Annotated in this window: 16 protein-coding genes; 4 read left to right on the top strand and 12 right to left on the bottom strand. The window is 68.7% G+C overall.

Annotation, left to right across the window (positions count from 1 at the left end; all coding sequences use genetic code 11):
- Positions 1-3: 3 nt before the first annotated feature.
- The 6 genes from dnaJ to ACZ63D_RS16485 all read right to left on the bottom strand — a co-directional run bounded on the left by dnaJ (position 4) and on the right by ACZ63D_RS16485 (position 6,393).
- The gene (dnaJ, locus tag ACZ63D_RS16510) at positions 4-1,185 is read right to left on the bottom strand and encodes a molecular chaperone DnaJ (RefSeq protein WP_465355147.1); all 1,182 of its coding nucleotides are present in this window, start codon (positions 1,183-1,185) and stop codon (positions 4-6) included.
- A 33-nt stretch (positions 1,186-1,218) separates the two neighbouring features.
- Positions 1,219-1,926, bottom strand: coding sequence for a nucleotide exchange factor GrpE (grpE, locus tag ACZ63D_RS16505; RefSeq protein ID WP_465355146.1), 708 nt, complete (start codon positions 1,924-1,926; stop codon positions 1,219-1,221).
- Positions 1,923-3,788: a molecular chaperone DnaK gene (gene dnaK, locus ACZ63D_RS16500; protein WP_465355145.1), complete on the bottom strand. Its 1,866-nt coding sequence runs from the start codon at positions 3,786-3,788 to the stop codon at positions 1,923-1,925. Before dnaK ends, grpE begins: the two co-directional genes overlap by 4 nt.
- A 187-nt stretch (positions 3,789-3,975) precedes the next feature.
- Positions 3,976-5,382: an alpha/beta hydrolase gene (locus ACZ63D_RS16495; protein ID WP_465355144.1), complete on the bottom strand. Its 1,407-nt coding sequence runs from the start codon at positions 5,380-5,382 to the stop codon at positions 3,976-3,978.
- The gene (locus ACZ63D_RS16490) at positions 5,379-5,597 is read right to left on the bottom strand and encodes a hypothetical protein (RefSeq protein WP_465355143.1); all 219 of its coding nucleotides are present in this window, start codon (positions 5,595-5,597) and stop codon (positions 5,379-5,381) included. Before ACZ63D_RS16490 ends, ACZ63D_RS16495 begins: the two co-directional genes overlap by 4 nt.
- Positions 5,598-5,616: 19 nt before the next feature.
- Positions 5,617-6,393: a DUF4097 family beta strand repeat-containing protein gene (locus ACZ63D_RS16485; protein ID WP_465355142.1), complete on the bottom strand. Its 777-nt coding sequence runs from the start codon at positions 6,391-6,393 to the stop codon at positions 5,617-5,619.
- A 162-nt stretch (positions 6,394-6,555) separates the two neighbouring features.
- On the opposite strand from ACZ63D_RS16485, the gene ACZ63D_RS16480 reads away from it, so the two are divergent.
- Positions 6,556-7,095, top strand: coding sequence for a YbhB/YbcL family Raf kinase inhibitor-like protein (locus ACZ63D_RS16480; protein ID WP_465355141.1), 540 nt, complete (start codon positions 6,556-6,558; stop codon positions 7,093-7,095).
- A gap of 8 nt (positions 7,096-7,103) precedes the next feature.
- Entirely contained in the window at positions 7,104-7,595 is a 492-nt protein-coding gene (locus tag ACZ63D_RS16475; RefSeq protein WP_465355140.1) for an NUDIX hydrolase, read from the top strand.
- On the opposite strand, the gene ACZ63D_RS16470 is transcribed toward ACZ63D_RS16475, so the two are convergent.
- From ACZ63D_RS16470 to ACZ63D_RS16460, 3 genes are read right to left on the bottom strand one after another with little or no spacing between them, the layout of a single operon-like run.
- Positions 7,573-8,013 carry a GNAT family N-acetyltransferase gene (locus ACZ63D_RS16470; protein ID WP_465355139.1) on the bottom strand — a complete coding sequence of 147 codons (441 nt, stop codon included), beginning with the start codon at positions 8,011-8,013 and terminating at the stop codon, positions 7,573-7,575. The two genes, ACZ63D_RS16475 and ACZ63D_RS16470, sit on opposite strands and share 23 nt — an antisense overlap.
- 52 nt (positions 8,014-8,065) lie before the next feature.
- Positions 8,066-8,626 (bottom strand): TetR/AcrR family transcriptional regulator, encoded by a 561-nt coding sequence (locus tag ACZ63D_RS16465; RefSeq protein WP_009085017.1) that lies wholly within the window; start codon positions 8,624-8,626, stop codon positions 8,066-8,068.
- Positions 8,623-8,949: a DMT family transporter gene (locus tag ACZ63D_RS16460; protein ID WP_465355138.1), complete on the bottom strand. Its 327-nt coding sequence runs from the start codon at positions 8,947-8,949 to the stop codon at positions 8,623-8,625. Before ACZ63D_RS16460 ends, ACZ63D_RS16465 begins: the two co-directional genes overlap by 4 nt.
- Before the next feature lie 169 nt (positions 8,950-9,118).
- Between ACZ63D_RS16460 and ACZ63D_RS16455 the strand changes: the two genes are divergently transcribed.
- Positions 9,119-11,410 carry a (Fe-S)-binding protein gene (locus ACZ63D_RS16455; RefSeq protein WP_465355137.1) on the top strand — a complete coding sequence of 764 codons (2,292 nt, stop codon included), beginning with the start codon at positions 9,119-9,121 and terminating at the stop codon, positions 11,408-11,410.
- A 78-nt stretch (positions 11,411-11,488) separates the two neighbouring features.
- A complete protein-coding gene (locus tag ACZ63D_RS16450; protein WP_465355136.1) occupies positions 11,489-12,481 on the top strand; it encodes a cation diffusion facilitator family transporter in 993 nt (330 codons plus the stop codon).
- Here the strand turns inward: ACZ63D_RS16450 and ACZ63D_RS16445 are convergent.
- The 3 genes from ACZ63D_RS16445 to ACZ63D_RS16435 form a co-directional block, all read right to left on the bottom strand.
- On the bottom strand, positions 12,475-13,158 hold the full coding sequence (locus ACZ63D_RS16445) for a CAP domain-containing protein (RefSeq protein WP_465355561.1): 684 nt from the start codon (positions 13,156-13,158) through the stop codon (positions 12,475-12,477). The genes ACZ63D_RS16450 and ACZ63D_RS16445 overlap by 7 nt on opposite strands.
- Before the next feature lie 103 nt (positions 13,159-13,261).
- Positions 13,262-15,853, bottom strand: coding sequence for a rifamycin-inactivating phosphotransferase (rph, locus tag ACZ63D_RS16440; protein WP_465355135.1), 2,592 nt, complete (start codon positions 15,851-15,853; stop codon positions 13,262-13,264).
- Positions 15,854-16,025: 172 nt separating this feature from the next.
- Complete coding sequence (locus tag ACZ63D_RS16435; protein ID WP_465355134.1) at positions 16,026-20,018, bottom strand: DUF7507 domain-containing protein; 3,993 nt, start codon at positions 20,016-20,018, stop codon at positions 16,026-16,028.
- Between the last annotated feature and the right edge of the window lie 3 nt (positions 20,019-20,021).

Raw genomic sequence — 20,021 nt, 5'->3', positions numbered from 1 at the left:
CCCTCACCTGCCTTCGAGCAACTCGGTGATCTCGGGCCGCGGGTCGTGGCCCTTCATCGCCTCGGCGTAGGCCTCAAGAGCCGACCGCGCCTTGTCGTCGAGTTTCGCCGGGACCGCCACCTCCAGCGTGACCAGCAGGTCGCCCTGCGCGCCGTCCCGCTTCTGAATGCCCTTTCCGCGCACCCGCAACACTCGGCCGCTCGCGGTACCCGCGGGCACCTTCAGCGACACCTTGCCTTCGAGTGTCGGCACGGTGACGGTGGTACCCAGCGCGAGTTCAGTGAAGTCGACCGGCACGGTGAGCGTCAGGTTGAGGTCCTTGCGCCCGAACAGCTTGTGCGGGGCCACGTGCACGCGCACGTACAGGTCGCCCGCCTGCGCGCCGCCCCGGCCGGGTTCGCCTTGGCCGGCCAGGCGGATCCGCTGGTCGTCCTTCACGCCCGGCGGGATGCGCACGGTGAGCGTGCGGGTGCGAGTGCTGATGCCCTCGCCGCCGCACTCCGGGCACGGGTCGTCGATGATCTTGCCCCGGCCGCGGCAGTCCTGGCACGGCTCGGAGAACGCGAACGCGCCCTGGCTCCGGCTGACCAGCCCGGATCCGCTGCAGGTCGGGCAGACCCGCGGCGAGGTGCCCGGCTTCGCGCCGTTGCCGCCACAGGTGCCGCAGGTGGCCGGGCTCGACAGCCGCAACGGCAGCGTCGCGCCCTTGACCGACTCGAGGAAGTCGATCCGCACGTCGGTCTCGACGTCCGCGCCGCGCTGCGGCCGGTTCGCCGTCGCTCCGGCGGCACCGGCCCGGCCGCGGCCGAAGATGCCGCCGAGGATGTCGCCGAGTCCGCCGAACCCGCCCTGCTGGCCCTGCGCGCCGGCCTGGTTGAACAGGTCGCTCATGTCGAACCCGCCCGCGCCGCCTCCGGGGAAGCCGCCGAATCCGCCCGCGCCGCCGGAGCCGAAGAGCGTGCGCGCCTCGTCATACTCCTTGCGCTTGGCCGGATCGGACAGCACGCCGTACGCCTCGGACACGGCCTTGAACTTGTTCTCGGCCGCGGTGTTGCCCGCGTTGGCGTCCGGGTGGTTTTCCTTGGCCAGCTTGCGGTAGGCCTTCTTGATCTCGTCCGCGGTCGCGTCGGAGGAGACACCCAGCTCTTTGTAGAAGTCCTTGCCGATCCACTCCCGAGCACTCATCGGGTGTCTCCTCCTTTCGCTGCAAACCGATTGTTACTGCTGGCCGGACTCATCGACCGAACCGTCGAGCGGCAGTTCGCCGCCGACCGGCGGATCGACCGGCTGCTCCGCGGGAGCCTCGCCGGGCTCGTGGTCGGTCACGCCGACCAGCGCCGCCCGCAGCACCCGGTCGCCGAAGCGATAGCCGCGCCGCATCACCAGGGTGACCGTCGGGCCCTTCACATCCGGGGACGTGTTGTGCTGCACGGCCTCGTGCACGCTCGGGTCGAATTCCTCGCCCTCGGCGCCGAACGCTTCCAGACCGGCCCGTTCCAAGCTGCTGACCAGCTTGTCGGCCACCGATTTGAACGCGCCGGTGAGGTCGCCGTGCTGCTCCGCGCGCTGGAGGTCGTCCAGCAGCGGCAGCAGATCGCCGACCACGGACGCCTTCGCGCCCTGCACCACGGCTTCGCGGTCGCGGTCGACCCGCTTGCGGTAGTTCGCGTACTCCGCCTGCAACCGCTGCAGGTCGGCAGTGCGCTCGGACAGTTGCTTTTCGATATCCGAGGCGGCCGGAACGGCTTCGTCCACGGAATCGCCCAGCGAGGGGCCCGCGTGCTGCACGGGCTCCTCGCCGGCCGGAGTTTCCTCCGCGGCGGGCGGGCGGACCTCGCCGGTCTGCGGGTCCACCCGGCGCCGATCCCGCACGACTACCGGTTCCTCGGGGCCAGTGCCCTCGGTCTCGGAGTGGCGGGGGGTCACTTCTTCTCGTCCTCTTCCACGATCTCGGCGTCGACCACGTCGTCCGCCTTCGGCTTCGCGGCGCCGCCCGCGGCACCGGCCGCGCCCTCGGCACCCGGGGCGCCTTCGGCGCCAGCCGCGCCCGCGTTCGCGTACAGCGCGCTGCCCATCTCCTGCGAAGCGGTGTTCAGCTTCTCGATGGACTCGCGGATCTTGGCCGAGTCGGTGCCCTTGAGCGCCTCGTTCGCCTCGTCGATCGCCGACTTCACCTTGCCCTTGAGGTCCTCGGGCAGCTTGTCGTCGTTGTCCTTGACGAACTTCTCGGTCTGGTAGACCAGCGTCTCCGCCTGGTTGCGGGTTTCCGCTTCCTCACGGCGCTTCTTGTCTTCCTCGGCGTGCGCCTCGGCGTCCTTGACCATGCGCTCGATGTCGTCCTTCGGCAGCGCGGAGCCGCCGGTGATCGTCATCGACTGCTCCTTGTTCGTGCCGAGGTCCTTCGCGGTCACGTGCACGATGCCGTTGGCGTCGATGTCGAAGGTGACCTCGATCTGCGGCACGCCGCGCGGGGCGGGCGGAAGGCCGGTCAGCTCGAACATGCCGAGCTTCTTGTTCGCCGCGGCGATTTCGCGCTCGCCCTGGAACACCTGGATCTGCACCGACGGCTGGTTGTCGTCCGCCGTCGAGAAGATCTCGGACCGCTTGGTCGGGATCGTGGTGTTGCGCTCGATCAGCTTGGTGAAGACGCCGCCCTTGGTCTCGATGCCCAGCGACAGCGGGGTCACGTCGAGCAGCAGGACGTCCTTGACCTCGCCCTTGAGCACGCCGGCCTGCAGCGCGGCGCCCACGGCGACGACCTCGTCCGGGTTCACGCCCTTGTTCGGCTCGCGGCCGCCGGTCAGCTCCTTGACCAGCTCGGCCACCGCCGGCATGCGGGTGGAACCGCCGACGAGCACGACGTGGTCGATGTCGCCGACCGAGATGCCCGCGTCGCGGATGACGTTGTTGAACGGGGCCTTGGTGCGGTCCAGCAGGTCCGAGGTGATCTTCTGGAACTCGGCGCGCGACAGCGTCTCGTCGAGGAACAGCGGGTTCTTGTCCGCGTCCACGGTGATGTAGGGCAGGTTGATGCTGGCGGAGTTGGAGCTGGACAGCTCGATCTTCGCCTTCTCGGCCGCCTCGCGGATGCGCTGCAGCGCCATCTTGTCCTTGGTCAGGTCAATGCCGTTGGCGGCCTTGAACTTGTCGACCAGCCAGGTGACGATGCGCTCGTCCCAGTCGTCGCCGCCGAGGTGGTTGTCACCGGAGGTGGCGCGCACCTCCACGACGCCCTCGCCGATCTCCAGCAGGGACACGTCGAACGTGCCGCCGCCGAGGTCGAAGACCAGGATGGTCTGTTCCTTCTCGCCCTTGTCCAGGCCGTAGGCCAGCGCGGCCGCGGTCGGCTCGTTCACGATCCGGAGCACGTTCAGGCCGGCGATCTGGCCCGCTTCCTTGGTGGCCTGCCGCTGCGCGTCCTCGAAGTACGCCGGGACGGTGATCACCGCGTCGGTGATCTCCTCGCCCAGGTACGCCTCCGCGTCGCGCTTGAGCTTCATCAGCACGCGCGCGCTGATCTCCTGCGGCGTGTAGGCCTTGCCGTCGATCTCGGTCTTCCAGTCGGTGCCGATGTGCCGCTTCACGGACCGGATCGTGCGGTCGACGTTCGTGACGGCCTGGTTCTTCGCCGGCTGGCCGGTGAGCACTTCGCCGTTCTTGGCGAAGGCGACGATGGACGGGGTGGTACGGGAGCCTTCCGAGTTGGCGATGACCGTCGGCTCGCCGCCCTCAAGGACGGCGACGACCGAGTTGGTCGTGCCGAGGTCGATGCCGACCGCTCGCGCCATGGTGCTTCCTCTCGTGTGCTGGACTAGGTTCCTGCTATGTTCGTGACCTGCGGTTTCGAGGCACTCTTGAGTACCTTCCTAGCAGGTTTTCCCGGTCTCGCGCTCGGCCTGGTCCGCCAGACTTGAGCCGACTGCGCTCAACCTTGATACCAGGATAACGGGGAAGTGCCCGGTCTTGTTCCCGGGTTCACCCGCAGAATTCGCCCCGCGGTGGTGTGATGCCACTCACCAGGTAGCTGGCCTCGGCACGGCGCACGCACTCGGAGTTGAGCAGCCCGGTGTGGCCGTCGCCGAGGTACGTGAGCAGCGTCGATCCGTCGATGCTTGCCGCGAGCCCGTGCGCCCACGGCAGCGGCGTGGCGGGGTCGTGCGCGCCTCCCACGACGAGGATCGGCGGGGCTCCGTGCACCGGATGCGGCTGCGGCGGGTTCAGCGCGGGAAGCGGCCAGCCGGTGCAGCCCGCGGACAGGTCCCAGTACTCGCTGTAGCGCCAGCTGTGCGGGGCGACCGCGCGGATCACACTGGCCGTCGCACGCAGGTCCGCGAAGCCGGTGAACGGCGACGGGAAGTCCTGGCAGCCGATCGAGCGGTACGCGCCGTAGGTGTCGCTCGCGAACTGCGAGCTGGTCGCGAGCGCGCTCGCGTCCGGGTCCGCCAGCGCGCGGCTCAGGTTCGGCCATTCGGCCGGGAGATAGAGGTGGCCGTACGCGCCGGAAGCCAGCTCCTCGCCGGTTGCCTTGCGGCCCAGCGCTTTCGCGTACGCGCCGTGGGTGACGAGATCGTCGTAGCGGGCGAGCGCGTTCTTGCCGTGCAGCGCGCAATCCGTCGAGCGGTCGCACCACGAGGCGAACCTCAGCAAGGCGTCCTCGGTGGCGGCGGCTTCCTCGACCATCGCCTGCCGCGTCGGCCGGGCATGGTCGACAGCGCCGTCGAGCACCATCGTGCGCACCCGGTCCGGATGCTTCGACACGTACACCGCGCCGAGTTCGGTGCCGTACGAGACGCCGAGCCAGGAGATCTTCCGCTCGCCGAGCGCGCCGCGGATCGCGTCGATGTCCTCGGCGGCGCTTTGCGTGTCGACGTGCCCGAGCATCGGGCCGGTCTTGGCGAGACAGTCCTCGCCCGCCGCGCGGTTGTGCGCGACGAAAGCGTCGTACTGCTGGCGCGTGCTGGGGAAGAGGCCGATCTTCGGGTCGTACAGCTTCGCCTGGTCACAGCTGATCTTCGGATCGCTGAACCACACACCGCGCGGATCGAAGCCGATGATGTCGAAGCGGTCCCGCAACGGTTTGCGCGCCGAGCCGATCACCTTGGGATCGAGCCCGCCGAAGCGCACGAAGCCGACCCCCGATCCACCCGGACCGCCCGGGTTGACCAGCAGCGGGCCGATCCGGTGCTGCTGGTCGGCCGCGGGAAGGCGGACGAGCGGGATGTGCGCGACGCCCGTCTCCGGGTGGGCGCGATCGATCGGCACTTCGATCTGACCGCATTGCGCGGTGGGTTCCTGATCGGTCCCGCACGGCGTCCAGGTCAACGCCGGTGCGGGTGCGCTGACCAGCGGAAGCAAGGTCAGCACTGCTGCGGCCAGGTTCATGCCCGGCGCACCTCGGCAGCCCGGTCCTCCGCCGCGGTGCGGAGCACGACAGCCTCCGCGTTCCGGACGACCCCCTGCTGCACCGGGACTTCCACTACCGCCACCGGCGTCGTGGCCTGTGGCTGCGGCGAATGGCCGACCGCCGCGGTGATCGCGAACGCCCCCACCGCGCCCGCCAGCACCGCGGCCAACAGCCGCGTCTCAATTTTGCGCATGATGTGCCTGTTCTCCCCTTCAGACGGCCTTGACGGTGACGCTGCCGCTGTCGGTGTTCAGCTCGAGCGTCTTCGCGTCCGGATTTGAGTTCTGCGGAATGTCGATGCTGCGGTGACCGCTGTCGCTGCCGCCGGTGACCTGGTAGGACCCGCCGCGCGGCACGCTCACCTCGATCCGGCCGGAGTCGGACTTCGCCTTGACGTCGCTGGGCTGGGCGAGGCTGAGGTTGATGCGGCCGCTGCCCGCGGAAACGTCGACCGGCCCGTGCAGGCCGTCGCCCTCGATCCGGCCGGACTGGCTGTGCACCTGCACCTCGCCGACGTTGTGCAGCTCCGCCGCGCCGCTGTCCAGTCGGAGCTTGACCGCCCCGGGAACGTCCTGGACCTGCGCGCGCCCGGAATCGGCGGTGACGTCGACGCTGCCGACGCCCGCGAAGTCCAGCGTGCCGGAATCGGAGGTGCCCGTGACCGGAATGCCCGCCGGGACGATCAGCTCCAGGTCAGCGGTGCAGTTGCGGCCGCAGTCGACGACGACGAGCTGGTCGCCCTCGACGCGGTAGGCGTCCCCGGGCTGACCGCTGAAGTGGTAGCGAAGGGTCTGGTGCACGCGAGCCGCGCCGGAAGCCGTGCGGATGCGCACGTCCCCGGAGCCGTTCTCCAGCTTCACCCCGCGGATCTCCTGCGACAGCGTCGCGTCCCGCGACACCGTCGACCCGAACCCCCACTGGCCGAATCCGATCGCCACCCCAACGCCGATCACCGCGATGCCGGCCAGTGCCAGAAGCGGGCGTGCCATGTCAGTTCCCCTCAGTACCACTCTCGGCTGTCTCGAAAGACGTTAGAAGGCGCGAGCCCCCGGGGACATCCGGTAAACCCCCCGAAACATCCCTGAGGCGGCGCGGCGGGGGCCAGGGTCCTAACCTGGCGGCCGGAGAGCCCCGTGGATCAGGAGGAACCCATGCCCCAGCCGCCCAATCCGTACGACTACCTGCCGTCGGTTCCCTCGTTCGTCCTGCGCAGCACGGACATCGCCGACGGAGAGACGCTGGCCCAGCCGCACCTGTCGGGCATCTTCGGCGCCGGCGGCGAGGACCGCTCGCCGCAGCTGGCGTGGGAAAGCTTCCCGGTGGACACCCGCAGCTTCGCGATCACGGTGTATGACCCGGACGCCCCGACAGCCAGCGGTTTCTGGCACTGGGCCGTGTTCAACATCCCGGCTTCGGTGACCTCGCTGCCCTCCGGCGCGGGCGACGCCGCGGGATCGGGCCTGCCGGACGGCGCGGTCACGCTTAAGGGTGATGGCGGGGTTCGCCAGTACCTCGGGGCCGCGCCGCCTCCCGGGCACGGGCCGCACCGGTACTTCTTCGTGGTGCACGCGCTGGATGTGGAGACGTTGGAGGTTCCGGAGGACGCGACTCCCGCGTTCCTGGGGTTCAACATGTTCGGGCACACCCTGGGGCGGGCGAAGCTGGTGCCGGTTTACGAGAACAAGGGCTGAGGGGTTCGGTGGGGGAGCCGGGAGCCGCGGTTGCTTTCGGGCAACCGCGGCCCGACGTGGTGGGCGCGGTGGTTCTTAACGCCGAGGGACGCGCGTTCGTCCAGCTCCGCAGCGCGGACCGCGACCTTTACCCGAACACGTGGGACGTCGTGGGCGGGAAAGTCGAGAACGGCGAGACGCCGGAGGAGGCCTTGGAGCGCGAGGTCGCCGAGGAAACCGGATGGCGGCTGCGCCGGACTGTCCACAACCTCGGCAGCTTCCGCTGGCCGGACAACGACGGCGTCGAGCGGACCGGCGTCTACTTCGTGATCGAAGTAGACGGAGACCTGGCCCGCCCGGTTCTCGAATGGGACAAGCATCCGCGCTACGCCTGGGTGGGTCCTGAAGATCTGGACATGCTCGTGGAGAACTGCGAGCCCGGCGACACCTTGATCCGTGACGTCGTGGCCGCCGCGCTAGCCACGGTCCACAATGGACCTACCGAAGAGCCTCCCGGTTGACCCCCTCGCGTTCGAGGAACCGGCCTTTCGTGTGTTCCGCGAACCCGAACTGCTGGTACAGCCCGTGCGCGTCCGCGGTGTGCAGCATCCAGCGGAGGTCCGCGCCCGGCCCGTTGTCGATCATCTCCCGCACGATCTCCTTGCCCAGCCCGGCACCGCGTGCCTCCGCGAGCACGAACACGTCGCCGAGATACGCCGAGGTCACGCCGTCGGAGAACGCTCGCGCGAAGCCGACCTGCTGGCCGGTCGAGCGCGAGTACGCGCCGACTACCCGCCACGACCCGGCGACCGCCGCCTCCACCTGTTCTCGCGTGCGCCATCGTCCCCAGTAGGCCTCGGTGGAGAGAAAGGTCCACAGCACGTCGAGGTCGAGCCGATCCCGGCGGTCGTCGACCTCGTATTCACCCACGATTCGCATGGCGCGCAAGCTAACCGACGATCGCGCCGCGGTTCCACCCAATTCTCCCGCCTCAAGCGGGTTTGAGCAGGTAATCCACCACCGGCCGCAGTTCCTCCGCGGACGGCGGCTCGTCGTCGATCAACCCCTGGATCAGCAGGCCGTCGATACCCGCGAGGAACACCCGGAACGCGACCTCGTCGTCGTGCCGGACCATCGACGTCAGCACGTCCAGCCAGCGTCGCGCGGCCGGGCGCAGTTCGGGTTTGCGCGCGGCCAGCAGGTACAGCTCGTACTCCGCCATGGTGCGTCCGCGCCGCGGTCCCAGCGCTTCCGCGAGCAGGCCCGCCACCTCTTCCGCGCCGCGGCTGCCGCGCGAGCGGGCGCGGTCGATCATCCAGTACACCTCGGTCGCCATGTCGCGCGCGCACGAGATGAGCGTCGCCACGAGCAGGTCGTCCAGCGACGAGAAGTGGTACGTCGTTGACGTCGTCGGCACGCCCGCTTCGGCCGCGACCGTGCGGTGCGTGACCCCAGCGACGCCGTCGCGTTCGATCACCCGCAAGGTCGCTTCGATGATCTCCGTGCGCCGCTTCTCGCCGCGGGCCTTGCGGCCGTCGGTCTGGATTTTCACGACTGGCTCCCGACCTTGATCAGCACCACCCCGCCGATCACGAGCACCAGCCCGGAGATCACCGCGAGGTTGATCGGTTCCTTCAGGAACAGCACGCCGACCAGCGCGACCAGCGCCACGCCCGCCGCCGCCCAGATCGCGTAGGCCACTCCGATCGGCAGCCCGAGCTTCAACACTCGCGACAGCGCGAAGAACGCCAGCCCGTACCCGACGACCACCAGGATCGACGGTGTGACCTTGGAAAAGCCCTCGGAGAGTTTGAGCGAGACGGTAGCGGTCACTTCTGCGGCGATGGCCAAAGCGAGGTACAAGTAAGCACCCATAGCTCACCAAACTACCTGAACGATCGTCCCACTTGCTAGCGAGGCGTGCACCACATCGGTGGGACTTGGGGCCGCCACACCGGTTACCCATCAGTAAGAAGCGTTACCCTGCTCGGCACCGGCGCGCTCGCGCGGCGGCACCACCACACCGGACGAAAGGCACCCGACGATGGGCGCTGTACAGCTGACGCTCGGGGGGATCTCCGTCCTCCTGGGCATCGTCGCCTGGGGAATGTTCATCGCGACCATTGCCCGCTTCGTGCGGGTGATCAAGCTCGGCCAGCCGGACGCGACGCGCAACGGCCCCTTCATGCCGCGCTTGATGACCCTGATCAAGGAGTTCGCGGCACACACCCGGATGGCCAAGTTCCGCCAGGTAGCCCCGTGGCACTGGCTGGTCATGTGGGGCTTCCTGATCGGGTCGCTCGCGCTGTTCGAGGCCTACGGCGAGGTGTTCGTCCCGACCTGGGGCTGGCCGATCCTCGAGGACTGGTCGCTGTGGAGCCTCCTGATGGAGCTGCTCGGCGTCGGCACGGTCGTCGGCGGCGTCGCGCTCGCGATCATCCGGCAGGTGAACCACCCGCGCCGGGCCGACCGGCTGTCGCGCTTCGCGGGCTCGAACTTCAAGTGGGCCTACTTCGTCGAGGCCGTGGTGATCGTCGAGGGCATCGGCATCATCGGCGTGCGCGCGGGCAAGGCCGCGATGCACGTCCACGAGACGCCGACCTGGGCCGCGTTCGTTTCGAACCCGCTCAGCGAGCTGTTGCCCTCCAGCGCGGCGCTGGTGTCGGTGTTCGCCTTCATCAAGCTGATGAGCGCGACGGTCTGGCTGATCGTCGTGGCCCGCACGATGACCATGGGCATCGCCTGGCACCGGTTCAGCGCGTTCTTCAACATCTACTTCAAGCGCGAGGCGGACGGCGGCGTCGCGCTCGGCGCGGTCAAGCCGATGATGAGCAAGGGCAAGGTGCTCGACCTCGAAGAGGCCGACCCGGACGAGGACACCTTCGGCGTCGGCGCGATCGAAGATTTCAGCTGGAAGGGCTGGCTGGACTTCTCCACCTGCACCGAATGCGGCCGTTGCCAGTCGCAGTGCCCGGCGTGGAACACCGGCAAGCCGCTGTCGCCGAAGCTGCTCATCACGCAGCTTCGCGACCACGCCTACGCGAAGGCTCCGTACCTGCTCGCGGGCGGCAAGCGCGACATGGCGGGTGACGAGATCGGGTTGTCCGGCGACAACATGTACGCCGGCATCGACGTCCTCGCGATCGCTGAGTCGCAAAAGGCGCTGGTCGGCGATGACGGCGGCGTGATCGACCCAGATGTCCTGTGGTCCTGCACCTCCTGCGGCGCGTGCGTCGAGCAGTGCCCGGTCGACATCGAGCACGTCGACCACATCGTGGACATGCGCCGCTACCAGGTGATGATCGAGTCGTCGTTCCCCACGGAACTGAACGGCATGTTCAAGAACCTGGAGAACAAGGGCAACCCGTGGGGCCAGAACGCCAAGGACCGTCTGCAGTGGACGGAGGAACTCGACTTCGAGGTCCCGGTCTTCGACGGCGACCTCGGCGACGCGGAGTACCTGTTCTGGGTCGGCTGCGCCGGCGCCTTCGAGGACCGGGCGAAGAAGACCACCCGCGCGGTGGCCGAGCTGCTGCACATCGCGGGCGTCAAGTACACCGTGCTCGGCTCGGAGGAGTCCTGCACCGGTGACCCGGCTCGCCGCGCGGGCAACGAGTTCCTGTTCCAGATGCTCGCGCAGCAGAACGTCGAGGTGCTCAACTCGGTGTTCGAGGGCCGGGAACGCAAGGCGCGCAAGGTGGTCGTCACCTGTGCGCACTGCTTCAACACCCTCGCCAACGAGTACCCGGAGCTGGGCGGCCAGTTCGACGTCGTGCACCACACGCAGCTGCTGAACCGCCTGGTGCGGGAGAAGCACCTGACGCCGGTCGCGCCGGTCGCCGAGGACGTCACCTACCACGACCCCTGCTACCTGGGCCGGCACAACAAGGTCTACGACGCTCCCCGCGAGCTCGTCGGCGCGTCCGGTGCGCAGCTGCGCGAAATGCCGCGGCACGGCGACCGGTCGATGTGCTGTGGCGCGGGCGGCGCGCGGATGTGGATGGAAGAGAAGATCGGCAAGCGGATCAACGTCGAGCGCGTGGACGAGGCGCTCGGCACCGCTCCGTCGAAGATCGCCACCGGCTGCCCGTTCTGCCGCGTGATGCTCACCGACGGCGTCACCTCGCGCCAGAGCGACGGCTTGGCGAGCGAGAAGGTCGAGGTCGTCGACGTCGCGCAACTGCTGCTCACCGCGGTGAAGCGCAAGCCGGAGCCGGCGCTGGTCGCCTCGGGCGCGCCGTCGCTGGAGGAATCGGACGCGGAGCTGTCCGCGAAGCCGGACGTCCCGACCGACGAGAAGCCGACCGGAACGCCGTTGCCCGAGGGCGACGACTGACCCGGACCGACGGAGAACGGCCCTTCCAGCCTCGCGCTGGAAGGGCCGTTTTCGTCTGGGGCCATTACGCTTTCCCGGGTGAGCGACGAATCGGAAGGCGGCGGCGAAAGCACCCTCACCGTGGTACTGGCCGGCGGGGTGAACCTGGCGATCGCGATATTGAAGCTCGTCGCGGGCATCATCACCGGATCGGGCGCGATGCTCTCGGAGGCCGCGCATTCGGTCGCCGACACCATCACCGAGGTCCTGCTGCTCACCGCGCTGAAACGGTCGGAGCGCCCGGCGGATCGCCGCCATCCGTTCGGATACGGCAAGGAGCGGTACTTCTGGTCGCTGCTGGCCGCGGTGTCGATCTTCGCTTCCGGTGCGGTTTTCGCACTGTACGAAGGATTTACCACCGTTTTCGGCGAGGGTGCCGAGCAGACGAAACCGATCGTCGGCTACATCGTGCTGGCGCTGGCCTTCGCGCTCGAATCGGTGTCGTGGGCGCAGGCGGTCCGCCAGGTGCGCCGCGACGCGAAGGCCGAGGAACGGCCGTTCTTCGCCTACCTGCGGATGATCGACGACCCGGCGCCGAAAACGGTGCTCTTCGAGGACTCGGCGGCGCTGGTCGGTCTGCTGCTCGCGTTCGCCGGGATCGGGCTGCACCAGCTGACCGGTTCGGACGTGTGGGACGGCATCGCCTCGATCCTCATCGGCGTGCTGCTGGCGTGCGTCGCGTACCTGCTCGGCAGCACGAACCGCGGCCTGCTGGTCGGACGGCAGGCGGACCCGCGGCTGGTCCGCGGCATCCGGGACCACCTCGGGGCCGCACCGGAGATCGACGCGATCGTGGATCTGCAGACCATGCTGATGGGGACCGACCACGTGCTGGTGTGCGCCCGCGTGGACTTCGACGACGCGCTCGGCGCCGCGGACCTGGAGCACGCGTGCGTGCGGCTGGCGGACGAACTGAGCGAGCGGTTCACGGACGTCTCAGAGGTGTTCATCGAGCCGGTGCCGCGAACGGATCCGAAGCTGCGCGCGACGGTGCTGGCCCGCTACGGCCTCCCGCCGCGGCCGAATCAGTAGCCGAAGTCCTGCGTCCAGTACCAGCCGTCCGTCGTGACGCCGACGCCCAGCTTCGTCAGCGAGCAGTTGAGGATGTTCTTGCGGTGCCCGCTGGAGTTCATCCACATCCGCATCACCTGGTCCGCGGTGGTCGCGCCCTTCGCGATGTTCTCCGCGCCCGGCTTGGAGTATCCCGCCGCAGTGATGCGGTCGGCGAAGCTTTCGCCTTCCGGGGTGTCGTGGGAGAAGTAGTCACGGCTGGACATGTCGTCGCTGTGCCCTTGCGCGGCTTTGTCGAGATGCGGTTCCTCGGTCACCGGGTCGCAGCCCGCCTTGTCCCGCTCGTCGTTGACTAACGCGACGACCTGGCCCGCCAACGTCGGCGCGCCGCGCGGCTTGGGCGCCGGTTTGGCGCTGCTGCTCGTCGGAGTGTCCTCTTTGGACTCTTCGGTGGGCGGCGGGGGCGGTGCGGGCGTGGCCGACGTCGACGGTGCCGGAGTAGTCGCGGGTGCGCTGGTGCTCGGTGTCGCCGACGTGGAGGACGCCGGCGACACCGCGAACGGGCGCAGCGCACCCGAGGACAGCCCGTCGTTGCGCGTTTCCGGGACGGCGACGCTCAGTGTGTCGAGGTGCCCGGAGCGCAGCGCGAACGTTCCGCCAGCTGCTCCGAGCCCCCCGAAGAGAACACTGAGAGTCACACTCACGACCCGGACGCGCACACTAATGGAGGACACAGCCGCGGAAACTATCACGAACTGATTACGATGGTTACCTCCAAATGGCGCAGCGGGCGACGACCCACTACCCAGCGTCGAGAACCTCGATATACCCGTCTGTTCCATTGACGCGGATCCGCTGGCCGTCCTTGATCAGCCGCGTGGCGTTCTGGACCCCGACGACCGCGGGCAGGCCGTACTCCCGCGCGATTACCGCGCCGTGCGTCATCAGGCCGCCGACCTCGGTCACCAGGCCAGTGATTGCGACGAACAGCGGAGACCAGCTCGGGTCGGTGTACGCCGTGACGAGGATGTCGCCCGGTTCGAGATCGGCGTCGGCGAGGTCCAGGATGACGCGGGCGCGTCCTTCGATGGTCCCCGCGGACACCGGCAGCCCGACCAGCGCGCCCTCGGGCAGATCGTCGCGGCGGTAGTTGCCGGAAACCGCCTCGCCGTCCGACGTGAGCACGCGGGGCGGCGTCAGCGATTCGTAGGAGCGGAAGGCTTCCTTGCGCTGCTGGATCAGGCCGCGGTCGACCTCGTTCGTCCGCACGACCTCCTGGAATTCCTGCAGCCGCAGGAAAAAGAGGTCTTCCGGCTCGTCGAGCACCCCGGCCCGCACCAGCCGTTCGGCCTCGCCCAGCAGGGCTTGCTTGTACACGAAATAGCGGCTGATCATGCCGTACTTCGGGTACTCGCGGTATCCGGTGAACGTCCGGACGCGCTCGATCATCCGCTCGGTTTCCTCGGCCTTGGCCTCGCCGTCCGGCAAGGCACGCAGGCGTTCGAGCACTTCCCGCGCCTTGTCCAACGCCTCCTGGCGGCCCTGCTCGAAGCGGCGCTGTCCGGCCCCCGGCTCGAAGTTCTTGATGTTGGACAACAGCATCGGCACCAGCGCGACCGGCTGTTCGCTCCACCGCGGCCGGGTAATGTCGATCTCGCCGACGCAGCGCATGCCGTACTTGTCGAGGTACCCCTGGATGGCCGCGCGCGATTCCTCGCCGCCCGCCAGCTTGGGCAGTTCGTCCAGGAACCCGTTGTCCTCGACTTTTTGCAGGAACTCGACGACCTCGGGGTGCGCCCGGAGCACGTCCGCGACGTCGAGGAGCGCCAGGCCCATCTCCGCGGTGACGTTGTGCGGGACGGACTGGGTGAGCGTGTCGGCGACGTTCTTTTCGCCAAGCCAGTCGTGCAAGTGGTCGTTCAGCCACCAAGACGCCTGCATCGCCGCCGTGAACACCTGGTGGCTGCGCGGGTCGAAGAGGATCCGGCGCAATTCCTTGACGTCCTCGAAGAGGAAGTCAAGCAACTCGCTGCCGGACTTCGTGGCGATTTCCCGCCGCAGCGCGGCGATCGAGGCCTCGCTCTGCTCGATCAGCTCGGTGACGATCGCCGGATCGGTTTCGATGGTGGCCGGTGCGGCGCCGGGGATCTGCTCGCCGGGTCCGTCGTCCTCGGTCAGCGGGAGGAAATCGTCGCGGGACAGGACGGTCTCCAGCGCGTCACTGATCAGCGGGTCGGATTTCCCCGCCACCGCGAGGAAAGCGGTGCGGCTCTTGGGCGCCGACAGCAGCGCGGTGGCGTCCGCGAACAGCCGCCCGCCCGCCTCGGCCATCGGCCGCGGAGTCGTCAGCTGCCAGACCGACAGGCCGAGCGGCTTCATCGCGTCGGTCATCATCTGCTGGTGGCCGACGGAGACGTAGACGCGGTTCCCTTCGCCGACGGCCTCCGGGATCGGGAACAACGTGGTGATCGGGCGGCTTTGGACGATCTGGAACTCGTCGTCGGCCAGGCACCATTCGATGTCCTGCGGGCGGCCGAAATGCGCCTCGATCGTGCGGCCGAGTTCCACGAGCGCCAAGACCTGGTCGTCGGTCAGCGCGGCCTGTTCCTGCTGGTCCGCGCCGATGTGCTGCTCTTCGGTGCCCCCGCCGGGAACGGCCAGGATGGCGCGTTGCTTGGCGGCGATCGCCTTGTCGATGATCGCGCCGTCGCGCACCTGGTAGCTGTCGGCGTTGACCAGGCCGGAGACCAGCGCCTCGCCGAGGCCGAAGCTGGCCTCCACGGTCGCGATCTTCCGGTTGGACGTCACCGGGTCGGCGGTGAAGAGAACCCCGGCCGCGCTCGGGAACACCATCTGCTGCACGACCACGGCCATGTGGACTTTCCGGTGGTCGAAGCCGTTGCGCAGCCGGTAGGTCACCGCGCGTTCGGTGAACAGCGACGCCCAGCACCGGCTGATGTGCCGCAGGACCGCCTCCGCGCCGATGACGTTGAGGTAGGTGTCCTGCTGACCGGCGAAGGAAGCTCCCGGAAGGTCCTCCGCGGTGGCGCTCGACCGGACCGCGTAGGCGCGTCCGTCCACCAGCGCCTCGGTGATCTCCGCCGCCAGATCGTCCGGAATGACGATCGCTTCGAGTGCGCGGCGGACCTCCGCGCTGCCCTTGCTGATCGCGTCGCGATCGTCTGGGTTCAGGTTCGCCAGCCGCTCCAGCGGCCCGGCCAGTTCCGGTGCGTTCCCGAGGATCCGCTCGAACGCTTCCGTCGTCACGCAAAACCCGGGCGGCACGCGGATCCCGTCGATCCGCGCGAGTTCGCCCAGATGCGCGCCCTTGCCTCCGACGATCGCGACCTGCTCCCGGTCGATCTGCTGGAGACCGAGCACGTAGCTGCCCATTCGTTCGTTTCCCCCGTCTGTGGTCGTTCCGGCTTTCGTTCGCCTTCGAGCGGCAGCCTGGTCGGCTGGAGATTCTGCGGCACTACCCGGGTCTTGCGGCAAGCCCCCCAGTGCGTTATAAGTTAAATACGGCAGGGAGAGGTATTTCTTCGCTGCCTTTTCTTTTGCCCTCTCACGGCCCGACCTTCGTCGTCGTGGTGGCCTCCCTGGTGATGGTCCGGCCGGTCTGGTCGGCCGCGGTCGCGGTGGTCGTCGTGGTCACGTCCGCGCGCGCCGAGAGCGTGCAGGCCCGGGTCACCTGTTCGCCAGGGGCCAGCTGGGTGACGGTGAACGAGCACGCCGGGTCCGCGTCGCGAACGGTCACCTCGTGCAGGGGCGCGTCGCCGGTGTTGCGGAGGGTGCTCACGTACGTCACCGGGTCGCCCGGCCGGATCGGCTGTTGCAGGTGGTCGCGGCGCAGGTCGAGCGCAGGATGGAGCACCGCGTAGTCCGCTTTTCCGGTCGCGGTGACTGGCGGACCCCACGGGGCGGCCGCGGTTGCCGTTACCTGGTTGGCACTGGCCGGGGACACGCACTGGTAGCGCTCAGTTTTGCCGACCGGCAGCTCGGCGAAGGCGCGTGCGCAGGCAGGATCGCCCGTCACGTGAAGGTCGTGCAACGGCTGGTCGCCGGTGTTGGTCAGCACGACCTCGAACGGCACCGCGTCGTCGGCCCGGTACGCGTTGCCGGCGGCCGCGTGTTTGGCGACAGCCAGCTCGGGCTTTCTCACCTTGAACGACGCCTGCGCGGAGCTGCTCACCGTTCGCTGGGTCGGGTCGGTGCCGGTCACCTTCGCGGTGTTCGTGAAGCCTTCCGCGCCCGCGGTGATCGTGCACTGGTACTCGATTTGGGCGTCCGGGGCCAGGCTCGGGACCTGGTGCGCGCAGGCCGGAGTGCGATCGTCCACCACGGACACCGCGGTCAGCGGGACGTCGCCGACGTTGCGGACCAGCAGCGAGAAGGTGACCTTGTCGCCTTGGCGCACCTCGTACGGTTGCGCGTCCTTCAAGATCGCGATTTCCGGGTGGATGACGTCGATCTTCGCCGAGCCGGACGCGGTGACCGGACGGTTCGTCGGATCGGTCCCGGTCAGCGTGGCGACGACGGTGAAGTCGTCCAGTTTGGCCTTCACCGGGCACTGATAGCTCTGCGCGGCACCGGGTTCGAGGCGGTCGAACTTCTTCGGGCAACCGGGATCGTTGCTGGTCACCGCGAGGAGCGGAACGTCGCCAGTGTTGGTGACCGCGACCGTCACGGTGAGGGGGTCGCCTGCCCGCACGACGGTCGGGCTCGCGGACGTCATCACGGCCAGCGCGGGGTGGATCACGTCGATGTGCGCGTCGGCGGACGCGGTGAGCGGCGGACCGACCGGCGGGTTGCCGGTCGCGTGCGCGGTGCTGACGGCGTCGTCACCTGGGGCGGGGATGGTGCAGTCGTAGGTTTTGCTCGCTTTCGGGGCGAGGGTGTCGAGGCTTTTCGCGCACGGGCCTTGGTCAGTGACCTTGACGGCGGTCAGTGGGGCGTCACCGGTGTTGGTGGCCGTGATGGTGAAGGGGACCGGGTCGCCTGCGCGGAAGGGGCCGCCGTGGACGGTTTTCGTCAACGCCAGTCCTGGATGCACCACGGTGAACGCAGCCTCCGCCGTGGCCGTTACCGTGCCGCCGATCGGGTCTGCGGCAGTCACCTTCGCGGTGTTCGAGTAGCCGTCCGGCCCGGCTTTGGCGGTGCAGGTGTAGTGCTGGTCCTCGCCAGCGGCCAGGGTGGGGAAGTCGCGGGCGCAGCCGGGAGTCTTTTCGTCCACAATGGACGCTTTAGCCAGCGGGACGTCTCCGCTGTTGCGCACGGTGACGGTGAAGGTGACTTGGTCCCCCTCGCGCACCTGCGTCGGGGACACAGTCTGGGTCAGCTGGATGGCGGGATGGATGACGTCAACGTGCGCGCTCGCGTTCGCCGTGACCGGGCGACCGGACGGATCGGTGCCGGTGACTGTCGCGTCGCTGGTGAGGTCGTCGGTCGCGTGTTGAGTGCAGGTGTAGGTCTGCTTTGCCTGCGGGGCAAGGGTTCCCAGCCGCTTTCCGCATCCTGGGACGGCTGGGTCGGCGACCTGGGTGTCGTGGAGTTCGGTGTCGCCGGCGTTGGTGACGGTGAGTGTGAACGTCGTGGGTTCGCCGGGACGCACGACGGTCGGCGCGACGCTCTGCGCGAGCGTGACCAGCGGATGGATCACGTCGATCGCCGCCTCGGTCGCTGCCGTCACCGGCGCGCCGACCGGGGGTTTCGCGGTGACCTGCAGTGCTTCGGTCACGTCGGTGCCCGGCGCGGTGGTGGCGCAGTCGAAGGTCCAGCTGGCTCCGGGGGCGAGCGAGTCTTGTTGCCGTGCACAGCCTTCGGCGCGGGCCATCGACGTGACGGCCAGTCCGGTGAGCGGCACGTCGCCGGTGTTCGCCACATTCACGTGCACCGACACGGCATCGTTCTCGCGGAACGGTCCACCTTGGACGGTCGCGGTCAAGGCCACCGCGGGGTGTTGCACGGTGAACGACGCGCTCGCCTTCGCGGTGCTTTGGCGGCCAGTCGGGTCGGTGCCGGTTACCGCCAGGTCGTTCGCGAAGCCCTGCGCTCCGGCCACGGTGGCGCAGGTGAAGGTCTGCTTTCCTTGGGCGGCAACGGCTCCGAGATTTCGCGCGCATTCCGCGACGCGGTCGTCTGCCACTGTGACGTCATGTAACTCGACGTCTCCGGTGTTGCTCACCGTGACGGTGAACGTGACGCGGTCCCCTTCGCGCACCTGGGCGGGTGCGGCGGCGACGGTCGCCTCCAGACTCGGGTGAACCACGTCCACTCGCGCGTCCGCGGTGGCGCGCTGTGTCGTTCCGAGCTGATCTTTACCAGTCGCGACAACGGTATTCGTCACAACGTCGGCACGAGCTAACTGTTCGCACTGGTACGTCTCGGCCGCGCCGGGAGCCAGCGTGTCGAATTTGCGCACACAGCCGGGCACGGTGTCGTCGGCTACCGCGACGTCGTCGAGCGGCACATCGCCGGTGTTGCGCACGGTGACTGCGAAGGTGACACGGTCCCCTTCGCGCACCTGCGCGGGGGAGGCGGCAACGGCAACCGCCAAGGACGGATGGATCACGGTCACAGTGGCCGAGGACTTGGCCGTGACCGGTCGGCCGGTGGCGTCGATACCCGTGGCGACGACGGAGTTTGTCGTGGTGAGCGCGGGTTTCGCGGTGCAGGAATAGGTTTGCTGCGTCCCCGGCGTGAGGGTGCCGAAAGAGCGCGAACACTCCGGTGTCGTGTCGTCGGTGACCTCGACCGGATTCAAGGGACTGTCGCCGGTATTGCGCACGGTGACATTCCAGGTGACCTGGTCCCCGCCGTGCACTACGGGCGGGACGGCCGCCTTCGAGACGGAGATCGCGGGCGTGATGAGCGGAACTTTCACGTCCGCGATCGCGGTGACGACCTTGCTGAGCGGGTCGATTCCCTTCACGGTCGCGCTGGCTCCGTCCGGCAGCGGAACCGTGGCCGAGCAGGTGCCCACTACCGATTGCCCTGGTGCGAGCGCACCGAGGGCGCGAGCGCACGAAGGGACCCCGGGGTCGCTGATGGTCACGTCATGCAAGGGAACGTCACCGGTATTGGTGGCCTTGAGCGTGAAGGTCGCCTGATCGCCAGCGCGATAAGCCGGTTTGTCGACCTGCTGCGTCAACGTCACCGCCGGGCGGAGGACGTCCACCTTGCTGCTCGCCGAAGCCGACAGCTGCTCACCGCCGGGACCCACACCGGTCACCTTGACCGTGGCGGCGAATCCTTGCTCCGGCGCGGCGAACGTGCACTGGTAACGCGCGGTGGCGCCCGGAGCCAGGGAGCCGATCTTCTTGCCGCACTGCGGGTTCTGCTCGGCCACGACGTCCACATCGGACACGGCGCTCGCCGCCGGGTTCGTCACGCTCACCGTGAACGTCACCTGGTCGCCAGCGTGCACCCGATGCGGCTCAGCGACCGCGGTGACCTGCAAGCTCCGCGCCGGCTGGGCAGTGGCCGCGTGCGCGGCAGGAGGCAGCAGAGTGGCCATCAGGCCGAGGACTAAGAGCAGACGTTTCCCGGCCGAAACCATGCC

Source organism: Amycolatopsis sp. NPDC104775 (genome assembly GCF_055583325.1).
This window is presented reverse-complemented; position numbering and strand designations above follow the sequence as displayed.